This is a genomic window from Mycobacterium sp. NTMscope_MAC_269, assembly GCF_976985695.1.
Window position 1 is genome coordinate 292655 of record NZ_OZ335668.1, and the last position, 20921, is coordinate 313575.

25 protein-coding genes and 1 tRNA gene are annotated in these 20921 nt (G+C 65.4%); 14 read left to right on the top strand and 12 right to left on the bottom strand.

Annotated features, from left to right (window positions below; translation table 11 throughout):
• From ACZ50Z_RS01425 to ACZ50Z_RS01435, 3 genes are all read left to right on the top strand, one after another.
• Positions 1 to 1851, top strand: coding sequence for a hypothetical protein (locus ACZ50Z_RS01425; protein WP_464481938.1), 1851 nt, complete (start codon positions 1 to 3; stop codon positions 1849 to 1851).
• A gap of 29 nt (positions 1852 to 1880) precedes the next feature.
• A complete protein-coding gene (locus ACZ50Z_RS01430; RefSeq protein ID WP_464481939.1) occupies positions 1881 to 2150 on the top strand; it encodes a hypothetical protein in 270 nt (89 codons plus the stop codon).
• Positions 2151 to 2287: 137 nt separating this feature from the next.
• Positions 2288 to 2626: a hypothetical protein gene (locus ACZ50Z_RS01435; RefSeq protein WP_464486038.1), complete on the top strand. Its 339-nt coding sequence runs from the start codon at positions 2288 to 2290 to the stop codon at positions 2624 to 2626.
• A gap of 13 nt (positions 2627 to 2639) precedes the next feature.
• On the opposite strand, the gene ACZ50Z_RS01440 is transcribed toward ACZ50Z_RS01435, so the two are convergent.
• The 4 genes from ACZ50Z_RS01440 to ACZ50Z_RS01455 form a co-directional block, all read right to left on the bottom strand.
• Positions 2640 to 2984, bottom strand: coding sequence for a DUF732 domain-containing protein (locus ACZ50Z_RS01440; RefSeq protein WP_464481940.1), 345 nt, complete (start codon positions 2982 to 2984; stop codon positions 2640 to 2642).
• 171 nt (positions 2985 to 3155) lie between these two features.
• Positions 3156 to 3662, bottom strand: coding sequence for a DUF2505 domain-containing protein (locus ACZ50Z_RS01445; protein WP_464481941.1), 507 nt, complete (start codon positions 3660 to 3662; stop codon positions 3156 to 3158).
• A 26-nt stretch (positions 3663 to 3688) separates the two neighbouring features.
• Positions 3689 to 4552, bottom strand: a complete 864-nt coding sequence (locus ACZ50Z_RS01450) for a phytanoyl-CoA dioxygenase family protein (RefSeq protein ID WP_464481942.1) — start codon at positions 4550 to 4552, stop codon at positions 3689 to 3691.
• Positions 4553 to 4633: 81 nt separating this feature from the next.
• Positions 4634 to 6091, bottom strand: coding sequence for a phospholipase D-like domain-containing protein (locus tag ACZ50Z_RS01455; protein WP_464481943.1), 1458 nt, complete (start codon positions 6089 to 6091; stop codon positions 4634 to 4636).
• Positions 6092 to 6217: 126 nt separating this feature from the next.
• On the opposite strand from ACZ50Z_RS01455, the gene ACZ50Z_RS01460 reads away from it, so the two are divergent.
• Entirely contained in the window at positions 6218 to 6568 is a 351-nt protein-coding gene (locus ACZ50Z_RS01460) for a DUF732 domain-containing protein (RefSeq protein ID WP_464481944.1), read from the top strand.
• Here ACZ50Z_RS01460 and ACZ50Z_RS01465 read toward each other — a convergent pair.
• Positions 6549 to 7553 (bottom strand): oxygenase MpaB family protein, encoded by a 1005-nt coding sequence (locus ACZ50Z_RS01465; protein WP_464481945.1) that lies wholly within the window; start codon positions 7551 to 7553, stop codon positions 6549 to 6551. The genes ACZ50Z_RS01460 and ACZ50Z_RS01465 overlap by 20 nt on opposite strands.
• 98 nt (positions 7554 to 7651) lie before the next feature.
• Between ACZ50Z_RS01465 and ACZ50Z_RS01470 the strand changes: the two genes are divergently transcribed.
• Genes ACZ50Z_RS01470 through ACZ50Z_RS01485 form a run of 4 tightly spaced genes read left to right on the top strand, consistent with a single transcriptional unit; the run spans position 7652 to position 9822 of the window.
• Positions 7652 to 8248 carry a TetR/AcrR family transcriptional regulator gene (locus ACZ50Z_RS01470; RefSeq protein ID WP_464481946.1) on the top strand — a complete coding sequence of 199 codons (597 nt, stop codon included), beginning with the start codon at positions 7652 to 7654 and terminating at the stop codon, positions 8246 to 8248.
• A 14-nt stretch (positions 8249 to 8262) separates the two neighbouring features.
• Complete coding sequence (locus ACZ50Z_RS01475; RefSeq protein WP_464481947.1) at positions 8263 to 8535, top strand: hypothetical protein; 273 nt, start codon at positions 8263 to 8265, stop codon at positions 8533 to 8535.
• Positions 8536 to 8593: 58 nt separating this feature from the next.
• Complete coding sequence (locus ACZ50Z_RS01480) at positions 8594 to 8989, top strand: DUF4267 domain-containing protein (RefSeq protein WP_464481948.1); 396 nt, start codon at positions 8594 to 8596, stop codon at positions 8987 to 8989.
• A 5-nt stretch (positions 8990 to 8994) separates the two neighbouring features.
• Positions 8995 to 9822 carry an LLM class F420-dependent oxidoreductase gene (locus ACZ50Z_RS01485; RefSeq protein ID WP_464481949.1) on the top strand — a complete coding sequence of 276 codons (828 nt, stop codon included), beginning with the start codon at positions 8995 to 8997 and terminating at the stop codon, positions 9820 to 9822.
• Positions 9823 to 9824: 2 nt separating this feature from the next.
• Here ACZ50Z_RS01485 and ACZ50Z_RS01490 read toward each other — a convergent pair whose 3' ends face one another.
• Positions 9825 to 11288, bottom strand: a complete 1464-nt coding sequence (locus ACZ50Z_RS01490; RefSeq protein WP_464481950.1) for a protein adenylyltransferase SelO — start codon at positions 11286 to 11288, stop codon at positions 9825 to 9827.
• Positions 11289 to 11308: 20 nt separating this feature from the next.
• Positions 11309 to 11875, bottom strand: a complete 567-nt coding sequence (locus ACZ50Z_RS01495; RefSeq protein WP_464481951.1) for a hemerythrin domain-containing protein — start codon at positions 11873 to 11875, stop codon at positions 11309 to 11311.
• Between the two features lie 329 nt (positions 11876 to 12204).
• On the opposite strand from ACZ50Z_RS01495, the gene ACZ50Z_RS01500 reads away from it, so the two are divergent.
• Entirely contained in the window at positions 12205 to 13125 is a 921-nt protein-coding gene (locus ACZ50Z_RS01500) for an HpcH/HpaI aldolase/citrate lyase family protein (RefSeq protein ID WP_464481952.1), read from the top strand.
• Positions 13126 to 13128: 3 nt separating this feature from the next.
• Here ACZ50Z_RS01500 and ACZ50Z_RS01505 read toward each other — a convergent pair whose 3' ends face one another.
• The gene (locus ACZ50Z_RS01505) at positions 13129 to 14400 is read right to left on the bottom strand and encodes an HNH endonuclease (protein WP_464481953.1); all 1272 of its coding nucleotides are present in this window, start codon (positions 14398 to 14400) and stop codon (positions 13129 to 13131) included.
• A gap of 53 nt (positions 14401 to 14453) precedes the next feature.
• Here ACZ50Z_RS01505 and ACZ50Z_RS01510 point away from each other — a divergent pair, with 53 nt between their 5' ends.
• Together ACZ50Z_RS01510 and ACZ50Z_RS01515 are read left to right on the top strand one after the other, a co-directional pair.
• Positions 14454 to 14810 carry a DUF488 domain-containing protein gene (locus ACZ50Z_RS01510; protein WP_464481954.1) on the top strand — a complete coding sequence of 119 codons (357 nt, stop codon included), beginning with the start codon at positions 14454 to 14456 and terminating at the stop codon, positions 14808 to 14810.
• A 25-nt stretch (positions 14811 to 14835) separates the two neighbouring features.
• Positions 14836 to 15462, top strand: coding sequence for a GNAT family N-acetyltransferase (locus ACZ50Z_RS01515; protein ID WP_464481955.1), 627 nt, complete (start codon positions 14836 to 14838; stop codon positions 15460 to 15462).
• 1 nt (position 15463) lies between these two features.
• On the opposite strand, the gene crcB (ACZ50Z_RS01520) is transcribed toward ACZ50Z_RS01515, so the two are convergent.
• Both crcB (ACZ50Z_RS01520) and crcB (ACZ50Z_RS01525) read right to left on the bottom strand, forming a co-directional pair.
• Entirely contained in the window at positions 15464 to 15841 is a 378-nt protein-coding gene (crcB, locus tag ACZ50Z_RS01520; RefSeq protein WP_464481956.1) for a fluoride efflux transporter CrcB, read from the bottom strand.
• The gene (crcB, locus tag ACZ50Z_RS01525; RefSeq protein WP_464481957.1) at positions 15838 to 16236 is read right to left on the bottom strand and encodes a fluoride efflux transporter CrcB; all 399 of its coding nucleotides are present in this window, start codon (positions 16234 to 16236) and stop codon (positions 15838 to 15840) included. The genes crcB (ACZ50Z_RS01520) and crcB (ACZ50Z_RS01525) overlap by 4 nt, the downstream gene beginning before the upstream one ends.
• A gap of 102 nt (positions 16237 to 16338) precedes the next feature.
• On the opposite strand from crcB (ACZ50Z_RS01525), the gene pgm reads away from it, so the two are divergent.
• The 3 genes from pgm to ACZ50Z_RS01540 all read left to right on the top strand — a co-directional run bounded on the left by pgm (position 16339) and on the right by ACZ50Z_RS01540 (position 19372).
• Positions 16339 to 17982: a phosphoglucomutase (alpha-D-glucose-1,6-bisphosphate-dependent) gene (pgm, locus tag ACZ50Z_RS01530; protein WP_464481958.1), complete on the top strand. Its 1644-nt coding sequence runs from the start codon at positions 16339 to 16341 to the stop codon at positions 17980 to 17982.
• A complete protein-coding gene (locus ACZ50Z_RS01535) occupies positions 17979 to 19256 on the top strand; it encodes an MFS transporter (protein ID WP_464481959.1) in 1278 nt (425 codons plus the stop codon). The genes pgm and ACZ50Z_RS01535 overlap by 4 nt, the downstream gene beginning before the upstream one ends.
• 40 nt (positions 19257 to 19296) lie before the next feature.
• Positions 19297 to 19372, top strand: a tRNA-Ala gene (locus ACZ50Z_RS01540).
• A gap of 14 nt (positions 19373 to 19386) precedes the next feature.
• Here ACZ50Z_RS01540 and ACZ50Z_RS01545 read toward each other — a convergent pair.
• Positions 19387 to 20706 (bottom strand): tyrosine-type recombinase/integrase, encoded by a 1320-nt coding sequence (locus ACZ50Z_RS01545; protein ID WP_464481960.1) that lies wholly within the window; start codon positions 20704 to 20706, stop codon positions 19387 to 19389.
• Positions 20706 to 20897, bottom strand: coding sequence for an excisionase family DNA-binding protein (locus ACZ50Z_RS01550; RefSeq protein WP_464481961.1), 192 nt, complete (start codon positions 20895 to 20897; stop codon positions 20706 to 20708). The genes ACZ50Z_RS01545 and ACZ50Z_RS01550 overlap by 1 nt, the downstream gene beginning before the upstream one ends.
• Positions 20898 to 20921 lie beyond the last annotated feature (24 nt).

The following is a 20921-nucleotide window of genomic DNA, read 5'->3' on the forward strand; positions in this document are numbered from 1 at the left end:
GTGGGGCAGCTGACCCCCAATGACGTCAAGCGTTGGGATCTCGGCGCGATCCAGAAAGTGTTCGAGACGGCCAACGGACGCGCCAATACCTTGCAGCTGTTGGGGGAGAACCTCCAGCAGGTGCATAGCGTTCTCAGCGGCTGGCAGGGGGAGGCTGGAGAGGCGTTTCGCGCCGACTTGGGCAAGGCTCGGCGCGACATCGAGGCCGACGGTCAGGAGTCCCGGCTGGTAGCCGCGGCGGTGTCGCGCGCCGAGGGGGATGTGCGCGCGTGCAAGCGCGAACTCGGGGACATTGAGCGGGCTGCCGAAGCCAACGGCTGGACCATCACGCCGGATTGGCGAATCGACGTGGGCGACACGTGGATTGGGCGTGATCCCTTAGAGTTTGCCGCCCAGCAACAGCTGTTGCAGGATCGGTTGATTGCATCGAATGTGCATGCCCACAGCGCCGACCACGAGCTTGCCGCCGCCGTCCGCTTTGCCGTGGGCGAGGTCCCACTGAATGACAACGGTCACCCGCCAAGTGGTGGTGCACCACCGCAAGGTTCGCCCAGCCCGGCGACCGGGCGCAAGCCACGGACGTGGCAAGACATGTTGTTACCCGATGGCCCGGCAGAACCTGGGCCCGACGGTGCCTCGCCGAAGGGTCCGCCGGTTCCGGCTGGCGCCGTTGGCAAGCCGCCGTCGCTGCAAGACATGTTGTTGCCGGCTGGACCTGCCGGACCCGGGCGTGGCGGTGTCCCGATGCCGCGGCTGAATTCTGCAGATGTGGAGAGCTTCAAGGCGATGGCCCGGCAAACCATGATCCGCGACGGTGTGCCGCCGAATCAGATCGAGGCACGTCTGAATGACGTTGCGAGCCAAACGCAGCGGTGGATCGACAACGGGATGCCCAACTACGTTCCCCCCGAACCAAAGGCACCGCCTCCACCGGGATTCTCCGAAGGATTCAGTGACCGCTGGTTTGCTACCGAGCAGGGGATCAAAAACCTTTTCGGGCAGGGAGGCCCCGGAGCCCCGAGTGTGCTCAAGTCGTGGGAGCAGATGCTCAAAGGCACTGCCGCGACGGCCCTGAACCCGGTGGGCACGGCGTTCACGGAAGTAAAGAGCGCAATGGACGCACCAAGTCTCGCCTACTACTTGGGAGGCAAGACCTCCGACGCTGCTACCACGTTGCCCACGATGCTCTTTGGCGGGGAGGGGGCGGCCGTCTTACGTGTCGGCGAATTGGCTGACGTTGACGCTGCCGCCAGTCTTTCACATGACTTATCCGGCGGGCATCTACCGATTGGTGCCGACAATCACCTGCCCACATCAATTGGCGGGCATCACGATCCTTTGGGGGCTGACCATTCCATCCTGGATGGGAACGTCGGCTATGACCCTTACCCCATGGACGGCGTGGGTCACTATGTGCCCGGGAGTTTGCCGTCGTATGAGCAGCTTCAAGGCATGACGTCGACAGAACCAAACAGCGCGTTCTACTGGTCGGGTAGGAATGCCGACGGGATCGGAGTCGGCCCCGACGGTTCAGGGGTAGCGGAACTGATCGCTCACGGTTCGGGGGGCAAAACCCTGGAAATGACGCTTGTTGAGAACGGAGTTGACCCACTGCCAGTCTGGAATCGCCATGATCCAGTATCGGTACAGTTCTGGGATAATGCTTCGACGGCATATGCGGAGAATGCTCGAGGTGAAGTCACAGCAATTATTGGTTCCAACTTGCGCCCGGGCAACGTCTGGCAAAATATTGAGATACCTCGTCTGATCGAGAATCCTGATATAAGTCGTATTGTGCAGATCGATCCAGACACAGGAAAAGCGGTCACGATCTTTGAGAGGCATGGGTGAGCTAGACGTTGGCGAATGATGATATTGACGTGAACGAAGCTATCGTTTTATACCTGCGGCGTTACCCCGGCAGTAACCGAGTCGAGTTCGAGTCGCATTTCGGATCTAGGGCCGCGATTGCAAATGATAAGGTGCATGAGCTTCTTAACGAAGCAATGCGGTTGGAACCCGATTGGAACAGCATGACCCTGAATGAAGCAGGCGATTTTGTCGAAGCTGTGATGCACGAAAGGCATCCGAGCCTCACGCCACAGGCGCTCGAATCTATCGGCAACTTTTATACCTTTCAGATGCGTTAAGTTTGAACCGGAGTCAAAGTAGTGGGTAACGACCGTATGCGAGGCGGGCGCGAAGGGCGGACCGCACCATGGACAATCGATCCCTTGAACTCCAATCTCAGATCGATCGGTTGTCGCAAAGGCTTGGAGTTTGTCCTATGCCTATCGGACTCCTAACAAATGATGGTCTTAATATCTACGTTGCCGACGACGACGGCTCCTATCACTTCACTTTCTACGAGCGGGGAAAACTCGGTTTCGATCGGGCGGGCAGCCTCGATGATCTTCTCTACTGGTACACCCAAGGCGTGGTTACGAGCCAAGCGGCTAAACGAGTGGGAGATCGAGCGCAGCGTTTTAAATATGAGTACCAGGTACTAAGCCAGTTCAATGCTGTCTGGGCTGTCAGAAATGTTCGGGAGACTGCGGCATTGTTTCGCCGATATGGTCAACCAGAAGACATTGGCTTGCTCCCCGACATTGGCGAAGCGCTGTGACAGGCTTTTCCGCCTAGCTATTGGTCCAGTGGTCGAACGACGCTTCCATGTCGGGACAGAACGTCCCTACGGCAGCCCCCATGATCTGACCCGATTGCGCGGCCGCATAGCCATTGCTCGCAACCGTCGGATAGATGGTGTCGAAGTCGGTGCCGCCGCGCGCTTGCGCACAGACATTGTTTCCGATGTCGACCATCCTGCCTGGATTGTCGTAGGGCACATGCAGCACGTTCAGCGTGTGCAGATACGCGCCGACCGAGATGGGATCAGGGTCGGCGTGGGCTGCTGGCGCGAGCGACACCAACCCGGTCAGGGGCACTGCGATCAGCGCCGACCGAAACAGGGTTTTGAGGATCATGGGTGGCTCCCATCGATGCGTACGGGGTGAACCGCTCTGTCGCCGTGGCTGATTCACGAGGACGCTCTCGGGTTCATGGTGAGGGAGCGTAATACCGCATCGGACTCCGCGAAGCCGAATCGCATCATTCCAACGCGGACACGTCCTCAGGACGCGGACGAGAAATCTGCCTCAGGTGTTGTCGGCGATCCATGTGGTGGTGAACCGCAGCATCTCGGGGATGCCTTCGGCCAAACCGGCCCCGATGGACTTCTCGAGTTTGCCACCCACCAAAGGGATTTTGACGTCCACCTTGAGGGCGGCGCGCAGTTGCGAGCCGCTGTCGTCCCTAGGCCCCAGCCACGTGTCCGCGTGGCCCGATCCCAATCCACCGGAGGCCGAGACGGTGACGTGTCCACGTACCTGGCGGTGGCGATCCGGTCGCCACGTCTCGGTCTGCACGATCTTCACCTCACCGGTAACGAATTTGGCGACGAACCCGGGCAGCAGCTGACGCCCCAGGCGCTGGGTGGTGCGCACCGTCACCGTGCCGTCGGTGTCGGCCACCAAGGAATCCAAGGTGGTATCAGCGGCACCGGCCGCGATGCGGGCCAGCCAATAATCTTCGCGGCCGAACGCGGCATGTATCTGCTCAACGGTGGCGGGCGACTCGGTCAGGACGTCGAATGAGCGCGACATATCAAGCCATTCTTGCAGAGGCAGATCTACGACTCCGGAGAAGATCCCAACAGCCGCAACGGATGCAGGCCATCGACATTGCCGACGAACGGCGGGTGGATGCTGTAGCCGAGCATGCGGCGAATGTCATCGGAGACCGTGCGCGCGATGTCGCGGGACACCGACAACGTATAGGCCTCCATCGGCCGCAGCCACGGCTCACAGTATTGAGCGGTGACGGCCAGCCGCTCACCATCGGTGTTGTTGGCGCCCCCGCCATGCCACAGGGTGCCGACGAAGAAGACGCACGAGCCGGCGGGCATTACAACGGGCAGCGCCCGGTCGTCGGAGCCGGGCCGGCGCTTGCCCCAGCGGTGGCTGCCCGGGTACAGGACTGTCGCGCCGTTGTCGGCGGTGAAGTCGTCGATTGCCCAGATCGTGGCGGCCGCCAGCGGCGCCCGCGGGCGCGGAATCGGGTAGAAGCCGTCGTCATGATGAGCCAGCTGCGCCGCCTCGCCGGGCTGAATGTTGATGGCCTGCAACGCCGAAAGCAGATAGTTGGGCATCAGCAGCCGGTCGAGCGCGGCGAGTACCCGGGGATGGTCGACTAGCCCGTCACACACCCGTGTCCTGCTCAGCACACTGTAGATCCGCTGGGTACGTCGGCCCTCGAAAGAGTTGCGTCCCGTATGCCCGAGCCACGGCCGCACGGTCTCACGAATCTGTGCGCATTCCTCGGCGCTGAGTAGGTTCTCCCAGATGACGTAGCCGTCGCGATCGAGCGCCGCCATGTCGGCTTCGGCGATCGCGACCTCGACCGAGCTCCCGCCCGTCGGAGTCCGCTTGTACCGCTGCGCCAGATCGCCCCGAAGGTCTTCCAACGTGGTGACGGATTCGTCGTCGATGCTCATTGGTGCTCGTCCTTAGTCCACTGGCACTTCTGCCCACACTAGGCCGAGTCGGACTCGACACACACCCCAATCGCCGACGCGTCAACCACGAAGGCCCGTGATGAAGCGTTGCACGCTTCGGCTCAGCGACCGCGGCACATGGTCGGGATCCATCAGCTCGTTCTCGGCCAGCGGACCCGCCTCGTTGGCCACGGTGCTCTCGGTGAAGGGCTGCAAGGTTTTGCCGTCGCCCCGAAGTGCCTCGATGGCCTGGTGCACGGATCGGTGTTCGGTGATCGCCTTTTCGAGCTCGTCGCGCGGCACGCCGAGGTGCTCGGACACCAATTCGTTTCGCACCGCGGTGATTTCGCGGCGCACGTCATCATGCTCGGAAAAGTCCGGCCGCGCCTCGATGGCCACGTCGCATTCGCTGTCGAACCCCATCGAGCGGTTGTTGAAATTCGATGATCCGATCCGCAGCAGCCGATCGTCGACCGCCAGCACCTTGGAGTGAATGTAGATCGGTGCACCGCGGTCGGTCACCGGCCAGTAGACGCCCAGCCGGCCATGCTCGTCGGCTTCCCACAGCTGTCGAAGCAGGCGGTGGCGTGCGCTGTCCATCGTTCCCCGCTCGAGCGGGTTGTTGCCCTTGCGGGCCAGCACGATGACGATTTCCGGGCCGTCGCCTTCCCGCAGCCGCGCAGCCAGCGCATCAGCGATGGTGCGCGACGCCAGGTATTGGTTCTCGACATAAATGGTGTCGCGGGCGGCCGCTATGGCGGCAAGGTTGAGGGCCTCGACCTCGCGGACCTCGGGGCGATCGTCCAGTTCGGGCAGGGTGAGGGCGATCCCGACGTCCACGTTGCGCAGCGTCGGCTCCAGCCTGCCGGGCCACGCGCTGTGCCGCGCCTCGACCGGCGCCAACGATTGTTGCGTCGCCGTCTGCCACCGCGCCAACGCTTGCTCGCCGAGCGCCCGGGCCGCCGCACCGTCGACCGCGGTACCGACGTCGTGTCGCGGCCCGTAGCCGCGGCCCCCCGTCCGGCGCTGACGGCTGACATGTTCATGGGAGCGGGTGTCCCATCGGTCTAGGGTGAGGTCGATGCCGCCGCAGAACGCCACCGCATCGTCGACCACCACGATCTTTTGATGATGCACCGAGCCGAGCGGGTGGACGCCGTCGATGGCGAAATGCATTCGCTTACTGCTGATCTGATTCACCAGCGATACGGGGGCAAGCCCGAACCAGAGGCCGTCGAACGCCGGAAGCAGGCGCAAGTTGGATTTCAGCAGATAAATATCCAGACCCGGCCGCTTCCACAGCATCCAATACAGGAAGGTGCCCAGCTGGTTCGGGCCGGGCAGCGTCTTGCGGCCGCGCTCGAACGTCACCCGGGAGTCGAAATCCCAGCCGATCAGCATGATTCGGTGGCGGGCGCGCAGCATCGCCGCCTTGACGTACTTGAAATAGTCCGCCGCATCGATGATGGGAGCGAACCGTTCGGCGTGCGCCGTGCGCCAGCACGTCTGGCCGGGAGTCAGCAGGCGATCGTCGTGCACGCTGGGGCTCTCAACGATGTTGATGTTGCAGCGCGGACATAGCCACTGTGTACCACATCCAGGCGCTTCGCCCCGCCGACCCGGGTTGCCGTTGGCAGCGCCACGGCCCTATACGAAGATGAAGCGATGCGCATCCTTGGAGTGTTCGCGGGCGTCGTCGCCCTCATCGGTCTGGCCGCGCCGGCGCACGCCGATCCGCCCGGCACTTCGGCCTCTGATGTGAGCTTCCTCGCCGCGCTCAACAAGGCCGGCATCACCTATCAGAGCCCGGCCACCGCCGTCGGGGTGGGCAAAAGGGCATGCGAACTGATGGACCTGGGCCATCCCCAGGTCGACGTCATCCACAACGTGTCGTCGAGCAATCCGGGGTTCACGGTGGACGGTGCCGCCCAGTTCACCATGATCGCCGCGAGCGCTTACTGCCCGCAGCACCTGGGCCAGCCGGTCAGCGAGGCGACTACACCGACTGGAAGCTGAGCTCCACCTCGGAGCGGGTGCGCACCTGATCCGTGCCGGGCACGTAGGACGGCACGGTGTGGGGGACCGTGGTGCCTCCCTTGACCCTGGCCTGGGCCTGCCGAAACTCCGGAGCCGGGCCCGTCGCGGCGTTGATCCCGTTGATGATCGACCACACCGCGGTACGGCGGGCGGTGCGTTCGATGATGTTGCAGTCGCGGTGCTGCAACATTTGCTTGGCCCATTTCGGCATCGTGTCACGAATGGCCCAGTCGACGGCGGCCTGCGGCATGGCGACGTTGGGGCCGGTGCCCATGGCTTTCCCATGCGTGACAGCCAATTTCGGTAAGTACGATTCCAGGCACTCGAGCGTCTCGGCCTTGGTGGTGGGCAGATCGGTGCCACCCAGGGCGTGCCCGACCCGGACGAACTCGCCGTAGTAGCGGTCGAGTTTCTTGCCGCGCAACGGCATTGGGTGGTACAGCTCGTGCGCGGTGGCCAGTCCCCAGACGACCGTCGCGTAGTTCCAGCGCAGCCATTCGGGGTCGTCGGCGTCGTAGCGGGCTCCGTCGGGACGGGTGCCCTTGATGGTGTGGTGCATCGCGCGCACCGACGTCGCCAGGCGATCGGCGGTTTCCGTTGACCCGTACGCCGTGCCGATGAAGAAGGCGACCGAGTGGCCCAGGCGCGTCGCGGCGCCTTCGGGATCGATCTGCGGCACTTGCGATATCGGGTTTCCGTTGCTGTCGCGCTTGATCAGCCGCGAGTGGTGCATGCCCATCCAGTAAATCGAGGGGTCCAGGGATTCCATGAAGGCGGCGCAATACAGGCCGAAGATCAGCGCGGGCAGGTGCGAATGCACGCGCCATACGGCGCTGTCGGGACCGAACCAGCCCGGATCGCCGACGGGCGCGGCGAACTCCATGCCGCGGAAGAAGTGCCGCCGCATCGTGTCGTCCAACCGCTTGTTGATCATCTGCCCGACTATCTGGTGTGGCAGGAACACGAATCACTCCCTTTAGATTTCTGGTCACGACTGTAACCAGAATATGTTTTGGTTACAGGTGTGACAAGACCCGCGCCCCCTCGACCTAGGCTGTAGGGATGTCGAGTCCCACCCGGTGGGCCGGCGTCCCGCTCAAGGACCGCCGCGCCGAGCGTCGTGCGCTGCTGGTCGAAGCCGCGTATCGCCTATTCGGCAGCGCCGGCGAGGCGGCCGTCTCGGTGCGCTCGGTCTGCCGGGAATGCGGGTTGAACACGCGGTATTTCTACGAGAGCTTCGGCGATACCGACGACCTGCTCGGCGCGGTCTACGACCGGGTGAGTGAGCAGCTCAGCGAAGTGATTGCCGCCGCCATCGAGGAGGCGGGGGAATCGCTGCGCGCCCGGACCCGCGCCGGCATCGCGGCCGTGCTGGGGTTCTCCTCGGCCGATCCGCGCCGCGGCCGCGTGCTGTTCACCGACGCGCGCACCAACCCGGTGCTGGCCGCCCGGCGCCGCGCCACCCAGGACATGTTGCGCCAGGGCGTGCTGACCGAGGGCTGGCGTCTGAACCCGGGCTCGGATCCGGTGGCCGCCGAGGTTGCCGCGGCGATGTACACCGGCGCGATGGCCGAACTCGCCCAGCAATGGCTCGCCGGTCATTTGGGCAGTGACCTCGACGCGGTCGTCGATTACGCTTTGAAGCTGGTGCTGCGGTAGCGGGGAGTGCGGTGATGGGCCACATCGAACACGCGATGGACCCCGTTCGGCGCATCCTCGGACACAAGGTGAGCGTGGGCGCGCTGATCGAGCTGGCTGTGTGGCTGGCGATCCCGTACCTCTGTATTGGCTTCGCGTGGACCGTTTTTCACCCCGAGCAGACCCAGCGCATTCAGACGCGGATAGAGATGGTGTCGCCCACCGGCGCCGACGCCATCGCCTTCGGGGTGGCCACGGTGCTGTGGCCGGCCGCACTGCAGATCGCCGCCGCGTGCCCGGTTCCTTGACCGACTTTCGGACCGAATGCATGCGCGGGAGGGCGGTTTGCTCCTAGGCTCTCAGACCATGTCCATCGACCGGTTCGGCCTCTCCGCGGGCACTATCCGATTTGCCTCTGGCGTTTCGTTTCTCGTTGACCCCTTGCGCGCAAATAAGTTGTGGGGCGACCCGGAGGAGCCGACGCCCACGGCGCGGCTGTTGTTGCGATCGATGGGTTATCGCGACGCGCTGATCGGTGCGCTGCTCGCGGCCGCGGCGCTGCGCGGGAAGAACACCCGCGGCTGGTTCCTGGCCTCCGCCGGGGCCGACGTGGCCGACCTGGTCGGGGGGCTGAGCGTGCACGGCGAGTTGAAGCCCTCGCAGCAACTGATCGGGCTGGGCGGCGCCGCCGTCGGAATCGCCACGGGGCTGTGGGGGGCGGTACGTCCGGCCAAGCGGGCGGATGAAGAGGCGGTTGACTAAGCGTCATGGGCTTCGGTGTGCTGACGTTTGTTACCGACGAGGGCATTGGTCCGGCGGACCTGGGTAAGGCGCTCGAGGAGCGCGGTTTTGAATCGCTTTTTCTCGCCGAGCATTCACACATCCCGGTCGACGCGAAAACTCCGTACCCCAGCGGCGGCCCGATTCCGCGGAAGTACTTCCGCACGCTGGATCCGTTTGTGGCGCTGACGGCGGCCGCGGCCGTCACCGAACGTCTGGTGGTGGGCACCGGCATCGCATTGGTGCCGCAGCGCGATCCGATCCACACCGCCAAGGAGGTGGCGTCGCTGGATCGGGTGTCGCAGGGGCGGTTCCGCTTCGGCGTGGGCGTGGGATGGCTGCGCGAAGAGATCGCGGACCACGGTGTCGATCCGGCCGTGCGGGGGCGCGTGGTCGACGAGCGCCTGGACGCGATGATCCAGATCTGGACGAACGAAAAGGCCCAATTCCATGGGGAATTCGTGGACTTCGACCCGATCTACAGCTGGCCCAAGCCCGTTCAGCAGCCGTATCCGCCGCTGTACCTGGGCTGTGGGCCCGCGGGTTTCAAACGCATCGCCCGGCTCAACGCGGGATGGCTCTCGATGACGGGCTCGGCAGCGCAATTGTCGCCTCAGCTGGACCAACTGCGCGAGCTGGTCGGCCGGGACGTGCCGGTGATCCACTTCCATGGCGGCGAAGCGACAGCGCGGGAACTCGCGAGCTACCGAGATCTGGGATTGCAGCACCTGTTGGTGGACTTGCCGACGGAGCCGCGCGATCAGACGCTGCAACGCCTCGACGCGTTGCGGGCCGAGTTCGGTAAGCTGGCGTAAGGCTAAGTGCCGCAGAAGGTTTGATACTTGCCGAAATCCTCGGGGGCGGGGCTGGCGTAACGTTCCAAACCCGGCCGTTCCGTGTATGGCTCGGTCACCGCCGTTAGCAGCCGCTCACAAGGCGCGAGGTCGCCGTCCGTCGCCGCAGTGAGGGCTTCCTCGACCAGATGGTTACGCGGGATATAGATCGGGTTTGTGCGATCCATCGCGTCGGCGTCCGGGCCCAGGGCCTGCCAGCGCGCCAACCAACCGTCAAAGCCGGCGAGGTCCATGAACAACCCCCGCGCGGGTTCGACATCACCGCGCGCCGCCTGGCTGAGCCGGCGGAAGAACGACGTGTAGTCGACGTGGTTCTGCTTGAGCAGCACGAGCAGTTCTTCCACCAAGGCCGTGGCGAATTCGCTGTCGACGTTGGCGGAGAGGCCGAGTTTGGCGCGCATCCCGGACGCCCACACCGCGTCGTAGTGGGCCTGGAACACCCCGAACGACTGCTCGGCGAGCGCGATGGCCTCCTCGGTGCTGTCCGACAGCAACGGAAGCAGCGTCTCGGCGAAGCGCGCGAGGTTCCAACCGGCGATGACCGGCTGGTTGCCGTAGGCGTAGCGGCCCCAGAAATCGATCGAGCTGTAGACCGTGTCAGGGTCGTAGGACTCCATGAAGGCGCACGGCCCGTAGTCGATCGTTTCGCCCGAGATCGTCGTGTTATCGGTGTTCATCACGCCATGAACGAATCCGATCAGCATCCACCGCGCGATCAGCGCGGCCTGAACCGCGACGACCGCCTCGAACAACGCGAGATAAGGCCGCTCGGCCTCGGCCGCGGCGGGATGGTGGCGGGCGATCGCGTGGTCGGCGAGGCGGCGCAACAGGTCCTTGTTGCCGGTGGCCGCCGCGTATTGGAAGCTGCCCACCCGCAGGTGGCTGCTGGCCACGCGGGTGAGCACGGCTCCCGGCAGGGTGGCTTCGCGATAGACCGGGCGACCGGTGCCGACCACGGCCAACGATCGTGTCGTCGGCACGCCCAACGCATGCATCGCCTCGCTGATGATGTATTCGCGCAGCATCGGCCCCACCGCGGCCAGGCCGTCGCCGCCGCGGGCGAAGGGCGTGGCACCCGAACCCTTCAGGTGGATGTCGCGCAGCCGCCCGTCGGTGTCGACGAGCTCGCCGAGGAGGAGCGCGCGTCCGTCGCCGAGTCGCGGGACAAAGCCGCCGAACTGATGCCCCGCGTAGGCCTGCGCGACCGGCGCGGCGCCGCTGGGAACCAGGTTGCCCGCCAGGAAACGCAGCCCGTCGTCGCCGCGCAGCCCGGCGGGATCCAGCCCGAGCCCGTCGGCCAGCCGGTCATTGAGCACCAGTAGCCGCAGCTCGGGGAACGTCTCCGCTTGCCAGCGGACCGCCATTTCCGGCAATTCGCGGAAGAACCGGTCCTGCAGGGCAACCGTGGTATCCGGGGCAACGCTCATCTGATCGAGCCTACGGAAACTCAGCCGATGGCTTGTCCGATGAGGTCGCGGGCGCGGTCGAGCATCGAGGCAAATGGGCCGAGTGCGAAGTTCAGCTTTGCCGACTCCACGCCGGGGTGGGGGTGGGTGGGTGCGATGGCCTCGGCGGCGCGCACCGCCGTCCCCATCCGCTTGAGATCGTCGTCGCTGAGCTGCCGCGCAAGGACCGGGAATTCCTCGTTTTCCTCATGCTCGGCGTGTTCCAGCACGGCGTCGCGCAGCTTCGTGACCTCGGTGATGAACTCGTCGGAGGTGACATCGAGCTTCTCGATCTGCGACAGCAGCTCCTTGGCGCTGTGCTCTTCTTTCAGGCGAGCGTCGACGATGGCGTCGCCGGCGTCCGCCTCGTGGCGCGCCCGTGGGTGCACCAGCATTTCCTCGGCGGTCTCGTGGACGGCCAGCAATTGGCGCAGCGTCGCGAACGGCTTCTCACGGGCCTTCGGATCGGTTGCGTGCAGCACCTCGTCGAACATGTCCTCGATGAGGTTGTGCTGCGCTTTCAGGAACGCGACGACTTCGTCGGGGGATTGGATCATCATCTCGGCCATCGCCGATACCTCCTGAGTGGGGGAGTCGAATTCGCACGTGTGGGCTGTGTGCGACTTGGGGGCAGGCATACCCGGTGCGCAAGCCACTAAACGCTGAGCGTGGCCGCGGGCCGCGCTGTCGGGCCGGTGTCTCGGACGTACCGCGCTGTGGCACAACCGGTTTCGTCGCGCTCGCCGGCGGTTTGGTCTCCATCGGCGCGTCGCTGCGCATCGGTCGGTCTCCAGCGTCTCTGCGTCCGCGGTGAATCCCGGACCACCGGTTCTGGATAATCGTTACGGTTAGGGACCAGAAGCCCACACACAACTCACACAAATGACGGAGCGCTGAAATGTACGAACAGGTCAACAGCAGCGCCGCCGACCCCGAAGACATCGGCTCTCGGATCGACCCCGTGCTGGCCCGAAGCTGGCTGCTGGTCAACGGCACCCATGCGGACCGGTTCCAGTCCGCGGTGGATTCTCGCGCCGACGTCGTCGTTTTCGACATCGAGGACGCGGTCGCGCCCAAAGACAAGCACGCCGCGCGTGACAACGTGGTGAGTTGGCTGGGCGCCGGCAATGTCGACTGGGTTCGCATCAACGGCTTCGGCACCCCCTGGTGGGCGGACGACCTGTCCGCCCTGGCCGCGACGCCGGTCGGCGGGGTGATGCTGGCGATGGTCGAATCGGTCGACCACGTCACCGAGACCGCGAAACGGCTGCCCGATGTGCCGATCGTGGCGTTGGTCGAAACCGCGCGAGGTCTGGAGCGCATCACCGAGATCGCCGCGACCAAGGGGACATTCCGGCTGGCGTTCGGCATCGGGGACTTCCGCCGCGACACCGGCTTTGGGGACGACCCGGCGACCCTGGCCTACACGCGGTCTCGCTTCACCATCGCCTCCAAGGCCGCCGACCTGCCCAGCGCGATCGACGGTCCGACCATCGGCTCCAACCCGCTGAAACTGATCGAGGCCACGGCGGTGTCCACACAGTTCGGGATGACCGGAAAGATTTGCCTGACGCCCGACCAGTGCGCCGTCGTCAATGAAGGTCTGTCCCCATCCCAGGACGAAATATCTTGGGCGAAAGAGTTTTTCGCCGAGTTCGAACGCGACGGGGGGGAGATCCGCAACGGCTCTGACCTGCCCCGCATCGCGCGGGCCACCAAGATCCTCGAGTTGGCTCGCGCGTACGGCATCGAGGCGCTGGACATCGACGAAGAAGAACGTGATCACTCACCCGCGCCGTCTGACACCTACCACTACTGAGCGCTAGGCCGCGTGTCGCGCGAGCGCGACACCGACGCGGACTTCCAGCTTGCCGATGGTGATCGCGGGGGCGCGCGCCGGGGCGGTCGAACGGTAAGTTTTTCCGGTTGGTGTCGTGAAAAACGCTGCATGGGTGTGAGATTCGTCGACACCGGTGCGTACCCGCCACCCCGCATTTTCCTTGACGTAGTTGCACTGTTCGCACAACCCCAGACCGTTGTCCGCGGTGGTCGGGCCGCCGTCGGCCCACGGTTGCGCGTGGTCGCGGTGCCTGATCGGCGCGTCGCAGTAGGGAGTGCGGCAGCGCTGATCGCGCAGCCCGATGAACGCCGCCAGCCCCTGCGGGAAAAGGCGTGCCCGTGACTCCATCGCCACCAGGGCCCCGGACTGGGGATGGGCATACAGCCTGCGCAGTGTGGCTCGCGAACACCGATCTGCGGCGGCGGCGATCATGTTGCGGGCCACCGCCGCCGGGATGGGACCGTAGCCGGCGATGTCGGCGGGCACATTGCCACCGCCGAACAGCGTCTCGTCGGACAGCACGAGGTTGACCGCAACCGGGGTGGGGACTGTGGCGCTACGGCCGGTGACCCTTTCCACCAAGGTGTCCGCCATCACCTGCCCCCGCGGGCGCCCGTCGCCGCACGTGTCCGCCTCGCGGCGCAGCGCCGCATACACCGAAACCCCTTGAGCCACTGGCAATAACGCGGTGAGATACGTCATGGTGTCGGGCGCCGGCCGAATGGTGACCGTGCGGTCTTCCTCGGCCTTGGCCGCCCGCTCGACGACGGCATGCGGATCGAGCCGGTAGGCGATCGCCTTGGCGGCCGCGGCCACGCGCGCATCGCCCATGCCGCTCAGGCTCGCGCGGTCGGCACACATCTCCGCGTCCAGGGCACGGCGGTCCTCGAGATCCAGGCACGCGCTTTCGCGCACGATCAGCGTCGCCCGCCATTCCGACAGCGCGCCGCATTCCAGGGCGGCCAGCGTGTGCGGCATCTCGTGCACCAGGGCTTTGGCAAAACCCAGGTGCCGACCACCCCGCGCGGGCGAATCCCGGCGGGCCAGGGCGACCTCGTTGGCCACGCCGCGTCCGCGCCGCGCGGCGGGCACCCCGGTGGCGGCCTCGGTCGCCCGGCGTACCGCGTCCAGGGCGGCGGCCGCCCGAGCCTGGCCGGCGGCCGCCGCGGACTTGATCGTCTCCAGCTCGGCAATGCGCTCGACCAGCGACGATTCGTCGGCGCTCGGGTCGACGGCGACCAATTCATCGAACATATTTTCGATATTAATCTGGCCCACCGACAAGCGCCCGTGGCTACGCTGGGAATGTGAGCGCCAAAGGGCGGATCCGAGTGGCGCGGGTCTACGACGACGTCAGCCCCGACGAGGGTCAGCGCGTGCTGGTCGACCGGGTCTGGCCGCGCGGAGTGCGCAAGGACGACCCCCGGGTGGGCATCTGGTGCAAGGAGGTCGCACCATCGAAGGATCTCCGCGAGTGGTATCAACACCGGCCTGAACGGTTCGACGAATTCGCCTCGCGCTATAAGGCGGAATTGGGCGACAGCGCCGCGCTGGCGGAGTTGCGCGAGCGCGCCGAGCGAGGGCCGGTCACGTTGGTCACCGCCACGCGCGAGGTGGACATCAGCCAGGCGGCCGTCCTGGCGAAGCTCCTCAGAGCGCGCTGAAACCCGCTCGACCTCGGATGCAGCAATGAGTGACGCCGGACCCATCCTTCCCCGGGAGCTGACCGACCTTCCCGAGGAGGTCCGCAGGGTCCCGCCGCCGCCCGTCCCGGAGTTGCCCGAGCCGTACGGTTTGCGTCTTGCCGAGCCGGACGCCGACGCCGCGATGATCGCCGAGTGGATGGGCCGCCCGCACCTGATCGAGGCCTGGGAGTCCCATTGGCCGGTGGCGCGGTGGCATCGCTACCTGCGCGCGCAGCGAGAGGGTGGCTTTTCTCGCCCGTTCCTGGCGATGCACGACGGGGTCGACCGCGCATATATCGAGTTATACAGGGCCGCAAAGGATTCCATCGCCACCCGCTACGATCACGATCCCCACGATTTGGGTTTGCACGTCGCGGTCGCCGATTTGGATTACATCCAGCGAGGACATGTCGGTTATCTGCTGCCGCATCTGGTCGGCAGCATCTTCACCCTCGACCCGCGGTGTCGCCGAATCATGTTCGATCCCGACCACCGCAATGCGTTGGCGCGCAAGTTCTGTGAGCGCGGCGGCTGCGCCTTCCTCGGCGAGCACGACATGGCGAATCGGCGCATGGCGCTCTACGTGCTGCCGCGCACCCCCAAGGACCTTCCCCGTCGGCCCGACGCCTGACTCAGATCAGCTCGGCGAGGCGCTGCCCGATGAACACCGCCGTTACGCCCAACACGACACTGACGACAAGGTTGGCGAGCGAGGAGCGCAGTTGGCGCTCCTCGCCGAGTCGCTGCGTTTCCAGCATCCAGGTCGAAAACGTGGTGTAGGCGCCGACGAAGGCAGTGCCGGCCAGCAGGGCCGCCTCCTTGTTCAGTGCCAGGCCGCCGAGAAGTCCGAGAAGCACTGCGCCGGTGACGTTTACGCACAGGGTGCCGAACGGAAACGGTCGGGACACGCGGCGCGCCACGGCACGGTCGATGACAAAGCGCAGCACCGATCCGATACCGCCGATGAGCGCGACGCCCAACCAGACCAGCGCCGTCGTCGCGGCGGTCATCGGCGCACCCGTACCCGGCGTACCAACTTGGTGGCCAGGTGCACCGCCAGCAGCCCGAGCGCGATGCTGGTGAGGGTGTAGCCGAGCGCCAACCGCCAATGGCCGTGTTCGATCATCCGCACCGTCTCGACCTGCATCGTGGAGAAAGTCGTTAAACCACCGCACAATCCGGTGCCGAGCAAGGGACGCCGATAGCTCGACGTCGGCAACCGCTCCAGCAGACGGGTGGTGAAGTATCCCACCAGAAACGCGCCGACGACGTTGACCGTGAACGTCGGCCACGGCCAGCTCTGTGGGTCGCCGCCGGCGAGTGCGCTCAGCGAGGCGCGGGCCAGCGAACCCAGCGCCCCACCGGCAAACACCGCGGCCAATTCGCGATAGTCCCGTTGAGCCACTGGCGTCGATTCCCTTCGTTTGCCGGTGCGCTACGCAGCGTATGGCGCGAGTCCCCACCGGCGCAGGCCGGGGGGAGTCGGACACGGGCAGAATTGGTAACCATGGTGGCCAACCCTCGCGCCGGTCAGCCGGCCCAACCCCAAGACCTTGTCGATCTGCCCCACCTGGTGACGGCCTATTACTCGATCCAGCCCGATCCCGGTGACGTCGCGCAGCGGGTGGCATTCGGAACGTCGGGCCATCGCGGGTCGGCGCTCAATGGGGCGTTCAACGAGGCGCACATCCTGGCGATCACCCAGGCCATCGTCGAGTACCGCGCCGCTCACGGCGTCACGGGGCCGTTGTTCATCGGCCGGGACACGCACGGCCTGTCCGAGCCGGCCTGGGTTTCGGCGCTGGAGGTGCTGGCCGCCAACGACGTGGCAGTGGTCGTGGACAGCCGTGACCGGTATACGCCGACCCCGGCGATCAGCCACGCCATCCTCACCTACAACCGTCGGCGCACCGACGCGCTGGCCGACGGAATCGTCGTGACACCGTCACACAACCCGCCATCGGACGGCGGCTTCAAATACAACCCGCCCCACGGCGGCCCGGCCGACACCGAGGCCACCAACGCGATTGCCAAGCGCGCCAATGAGATCCTGCGCGACGGGTCGGGCGCCAAGCGCGTCCCGCTGGCTCGCGCGCTGCAGAGCGTGCAGCGCCACGATTACCTCGGCAACTATGTCGACGACCTGCCCAACGTGGTCGACATCGACGCCATCCGCGCGGCCGGGGTGCGCATCGGCGCCGACCCGCTGGGCGGGGCGAGCGTGGACTACTGGGAAGAGATCGCCGCACGGCATCGCCTCGATCTGACCGTGGTCAATCCGCTGGTGGATGCGACGTGGCGGTTCATGACGCTCGACCACGACGGCAAAATCCGGATGGATTGCAGCTCGCCGGACGCGATGGCGGGACTCATTCGCGCGATGTCCGACAACCCCGGCCGCTACCAGATCGCCACGGGCAACGATGCCGACTCGGACCGCCACGGCATCGTCACCCCCGACGCGGGCCTGCTCAACCCGAACCACTACCTCGCGGTGGCCATCGAATACCTCTACACGCAGCGGCCGGAGTGGCCGGGCGGCATCGCGGTCGGCAAGACCGCGGTCAGTTCGTCGATGATCGACCGGGTGGTCGCCGGCCTCGGCCGCAAGCTGGTCGAGGTGCCGGTCGGCTTCAAGTGGTTCGTCGACGGCCTGATCGAGGGCGGGATCGGATTCGGCGGCGAGGAGTCGGCCGGGGCGTCGTTCCTGCGGCGTGACGGCTCCGTGTGGACCACCGACAAGGACGGCATCATCCTCGCCTTGCTGGCCTCGGAGATGCTGGCCGTCACGGGGTCGAGCCCTTCGGAGCGCTATCAACAGCTGACCGCCGAGTACGGCACGCCGTTCTACGCGCGGGTCGACGCACCGGCCGACCGCGACCAAAAAGCCCGGCTGGCCAAGCTGTCCGCCGACGAGGTGACGGCAACCGAACTGGCCGGCGAACCCATCACCGCCAAGCTGACCGCGGCGCCGGGCAACGGCGCCGCATTGGGCGGATTGAAGGTGACCACGGCCAACGCGTGGTTTGCCGCGCGGCCGTCGGGAACCGAGGACGTGTACAAGATTTATGCGGAATCTTTCAACGGACCCGAGCATTTAGCGGAGGTCCAAGAAACTGCGCGCGAGGTAGTTAATAAAGTCATTGGGTGACCCTTTCCCCCCGCCTTGCCCGCCCGGGGGGACGCGCGCCGCGTTCGACCCGCCTGCCGCGCGAAGTTTGGATCCTTAGCTGGGCAAATATCATGGTCGCCCTAGGTTATGGGGTCATTTCACCGGCGCTGCCGTCATTCGCCCGCAGTTTCGGAGTCAGCATTAAGGCGGTGACTTTCTTGGTCACCGTCTTTTCGTTGAGCCGGCTGTGTTTCGCCCCGATAAGCGGGCAACTGGTGCAGCGGCTGGGGGAGCGGCGGATCTACATCGGCGGCATGGTGATCGTCGCGGTCTCCACCGCCGCGTGTGCGTTTTCCCACGCTTACTGGCAATTGCTGGCTTTCCGCGTCATCAGCGGCATCGGATCGACGATGTTCTACGTATCGGCGCTGGGACTGATGATTCACATCAGCCCGCCCGACGCGCGCGGACGCGTCGCGGGCTTGTTCACCACGTCGTTCATGGTCGGCGCGGTCGGCGGTCCGGCCGTCGGCGCCCTGGCGGCCGGTTGGGGGCTCACCGCGCCGTTCATCGTGTACGGCGTCGCGCTGCTCGGTGTGGCCGTGGTGCTGTTTTTCGGCTTGCGGAATTCGGCGCTGGCCGCCCCGGGGCCGCCGACGCGGTCGACGGTGACGATGCGAGAGGCGCTGCGCTTCCGCGCCTATTGGTCGTCGCTGGGAGCCAACTTCGCGACCGGCTGGTCGGCGTTCGGCCTTCGGGTTGCCCTGGTCCCGTTGTTCATCACCGACGTCATGGGACGCGGCGTCGGCATCATCGGCATTGCGCTTGCGGCCTTCGCCGGCGGCAACGCGATCGCCATGATCCCCAGCGGCTACCTGTCCGACCGGATGGGACGGCGAACGTTGATGATCGTGGGGCTGGCGCTGTCCGGCGCGGCGACGATCTTCCTGGGCGTCGCGTCGTCATTGCCGACATTTCTGGCCGCGGCGGTCGCGGTCGGTGCGGTAACGGGCATCTACATGTCGCCGATGCAGGCCGCGGTCGCCGACATTTTGGGCAGCGAGGCGCGCGCGGGCAGTCCGGTCGCGGCGGTGCAGATGATGTCCGATCTCGGTGCCATCGTCGGCTCCATGACGCTGGGTTGGGTCGCCGAGCGGGTGAGCTACGGCTGGGGCTTCACCATCAGCGGCATCGTTCTGCTGATCGCCGCGGTCGGCTGGGTGGTCGCGCCGGAAACCCGCACCGTGCCCGAGCCGGAGCCCGATCCGCTGCCGTCTCCGCACACGCTGAATCTTCCTGAACAGCAACTTTGAAGGACGGTTACCGGTGGTGTAGCTTCGATGAGCACGACTTGGGGCTATGGCGCAGCTGGTAGCGCACCACACTGGCAGTGTGGGGGTCAGGGGTTCGAGTCCCCTTAGCTCCACCAGGAAAAATGCGGTTTCAGAGGCCTGATTTTCGAGCGTTTGACGACAATCCTGACGACAACCGTGACTTCTTTGACGACAACCGGCCCGGCGATTCGTCGCCAGCTTGTTCGAACAGGGTGCCCATCGAGTCCAAGGCATCACGCTGTACGGCCTCGATCACCTCGACGTAGGTTCCCGTAGTCACTGTGATCGAACTGTGCCGAAGGATCCGCTGTACCGTTGGCGGCGGCACACCCATCGTGAATAGCAGTGTGGCGCACGAGTGGCGGAGATCGTGTACACGCAGCTGCGGAACCTCTGCTCGCGCGCACAGGCTGTGGAACGTGCGGTTGACATTGCGTGGTTCGAGGAAGCCGCCACTTGCTGTGGTGAAGACAAGCCCAGTGTCGCGCCACTGAACGCCAGCTATGAAGCGCTCCTCGAGCTGTCTAGTTCGGTGCCCGCGCAGAATGCTCACCAGCGGGGCGGGAACGGGCAGCACGGCGACCGACGCCTCCGTTTTGACCTGCTCCAGTCGAAGCTCGCTGTCGACCCGGTGGAGCGCCTGGCGGATCGTCAGGCGGCCGTTCTCGAGGTCGACATCGGACCAGGCAAGACCCAGCGCTTCGCCCCGCCGAAGTCCCATTGCAAGTGCGACCGCCCACAACGCGTACAGTCGGTGATCCTCGGCTGCTCTGAGGAACCGGAGCGCCTCGTCTCGGGTGAAGCTGCGGACCTTGCGATCGTCGGTTACGCGCAATTGGACGAGTCTGGCGACGTTCCGGCTCAATAGCTCTTCGTCGACCGCGTCTTGTAGCGCTGCGCGCAGGACGCGCAGAATGTGGCGGATCGAGCTGGAAGAGAGGACGTCTTGGCAGCATTTGGGTTGGTCCATGGCGCAGCACCGGGGTTCTTTTCGCGCCGCGTCTTTGCCTTGCGCGCAGCATTGGCACAGCGTCCGCAATCGCGTGAGCCAGGTTCGAATATCGTTAGCTTGCAAGGTCTTGAGCTTGCGCTTACCAATACCGGGCACAATGTGCAGGCGGATGTCGCCTTCGTAGGTGGCATAGGTGGTGCGGCGGATAGCGGGCTCCGCGACTTGTTCGAGCCAGTAGGTCATGTATTCGGCGACCGTCATCGTTGTGGTCGCTACGGGGATTCCTCGCCGTTGCTGGTCGCGTAGCTTGCTTAGCTCGTCGAGGACTTCTCGCTCGGTGCCGCCGTATACGCTGATCCGTTTTCGTCGGCCGTCGGGCATGTCGACAAATGTCTTCGCTTCCCAGCGGCCGTCAGCGCGGTGATAGACGCCGCCTGTTCCGTTGGCGTTCTTCTTTCGTCGCTGTCGAGGGGCCATCATGCAACTCCATCGATGAGGCCGGCGACATAGTCGTCCAATGACTTTCGGATGATTCGTCTACACCGACCGATCTGTACGGACTTGACTTTCTGATCCCAAATCAATTGGTAGATCATCCACCGGCTGACCGCGAGCCGGTCGGCAGCGGATTGAACGGTGATCAGCTCCCCTTGATTGTCGAGCATCATGCACCTGTTGTCCTAGGTGATGTT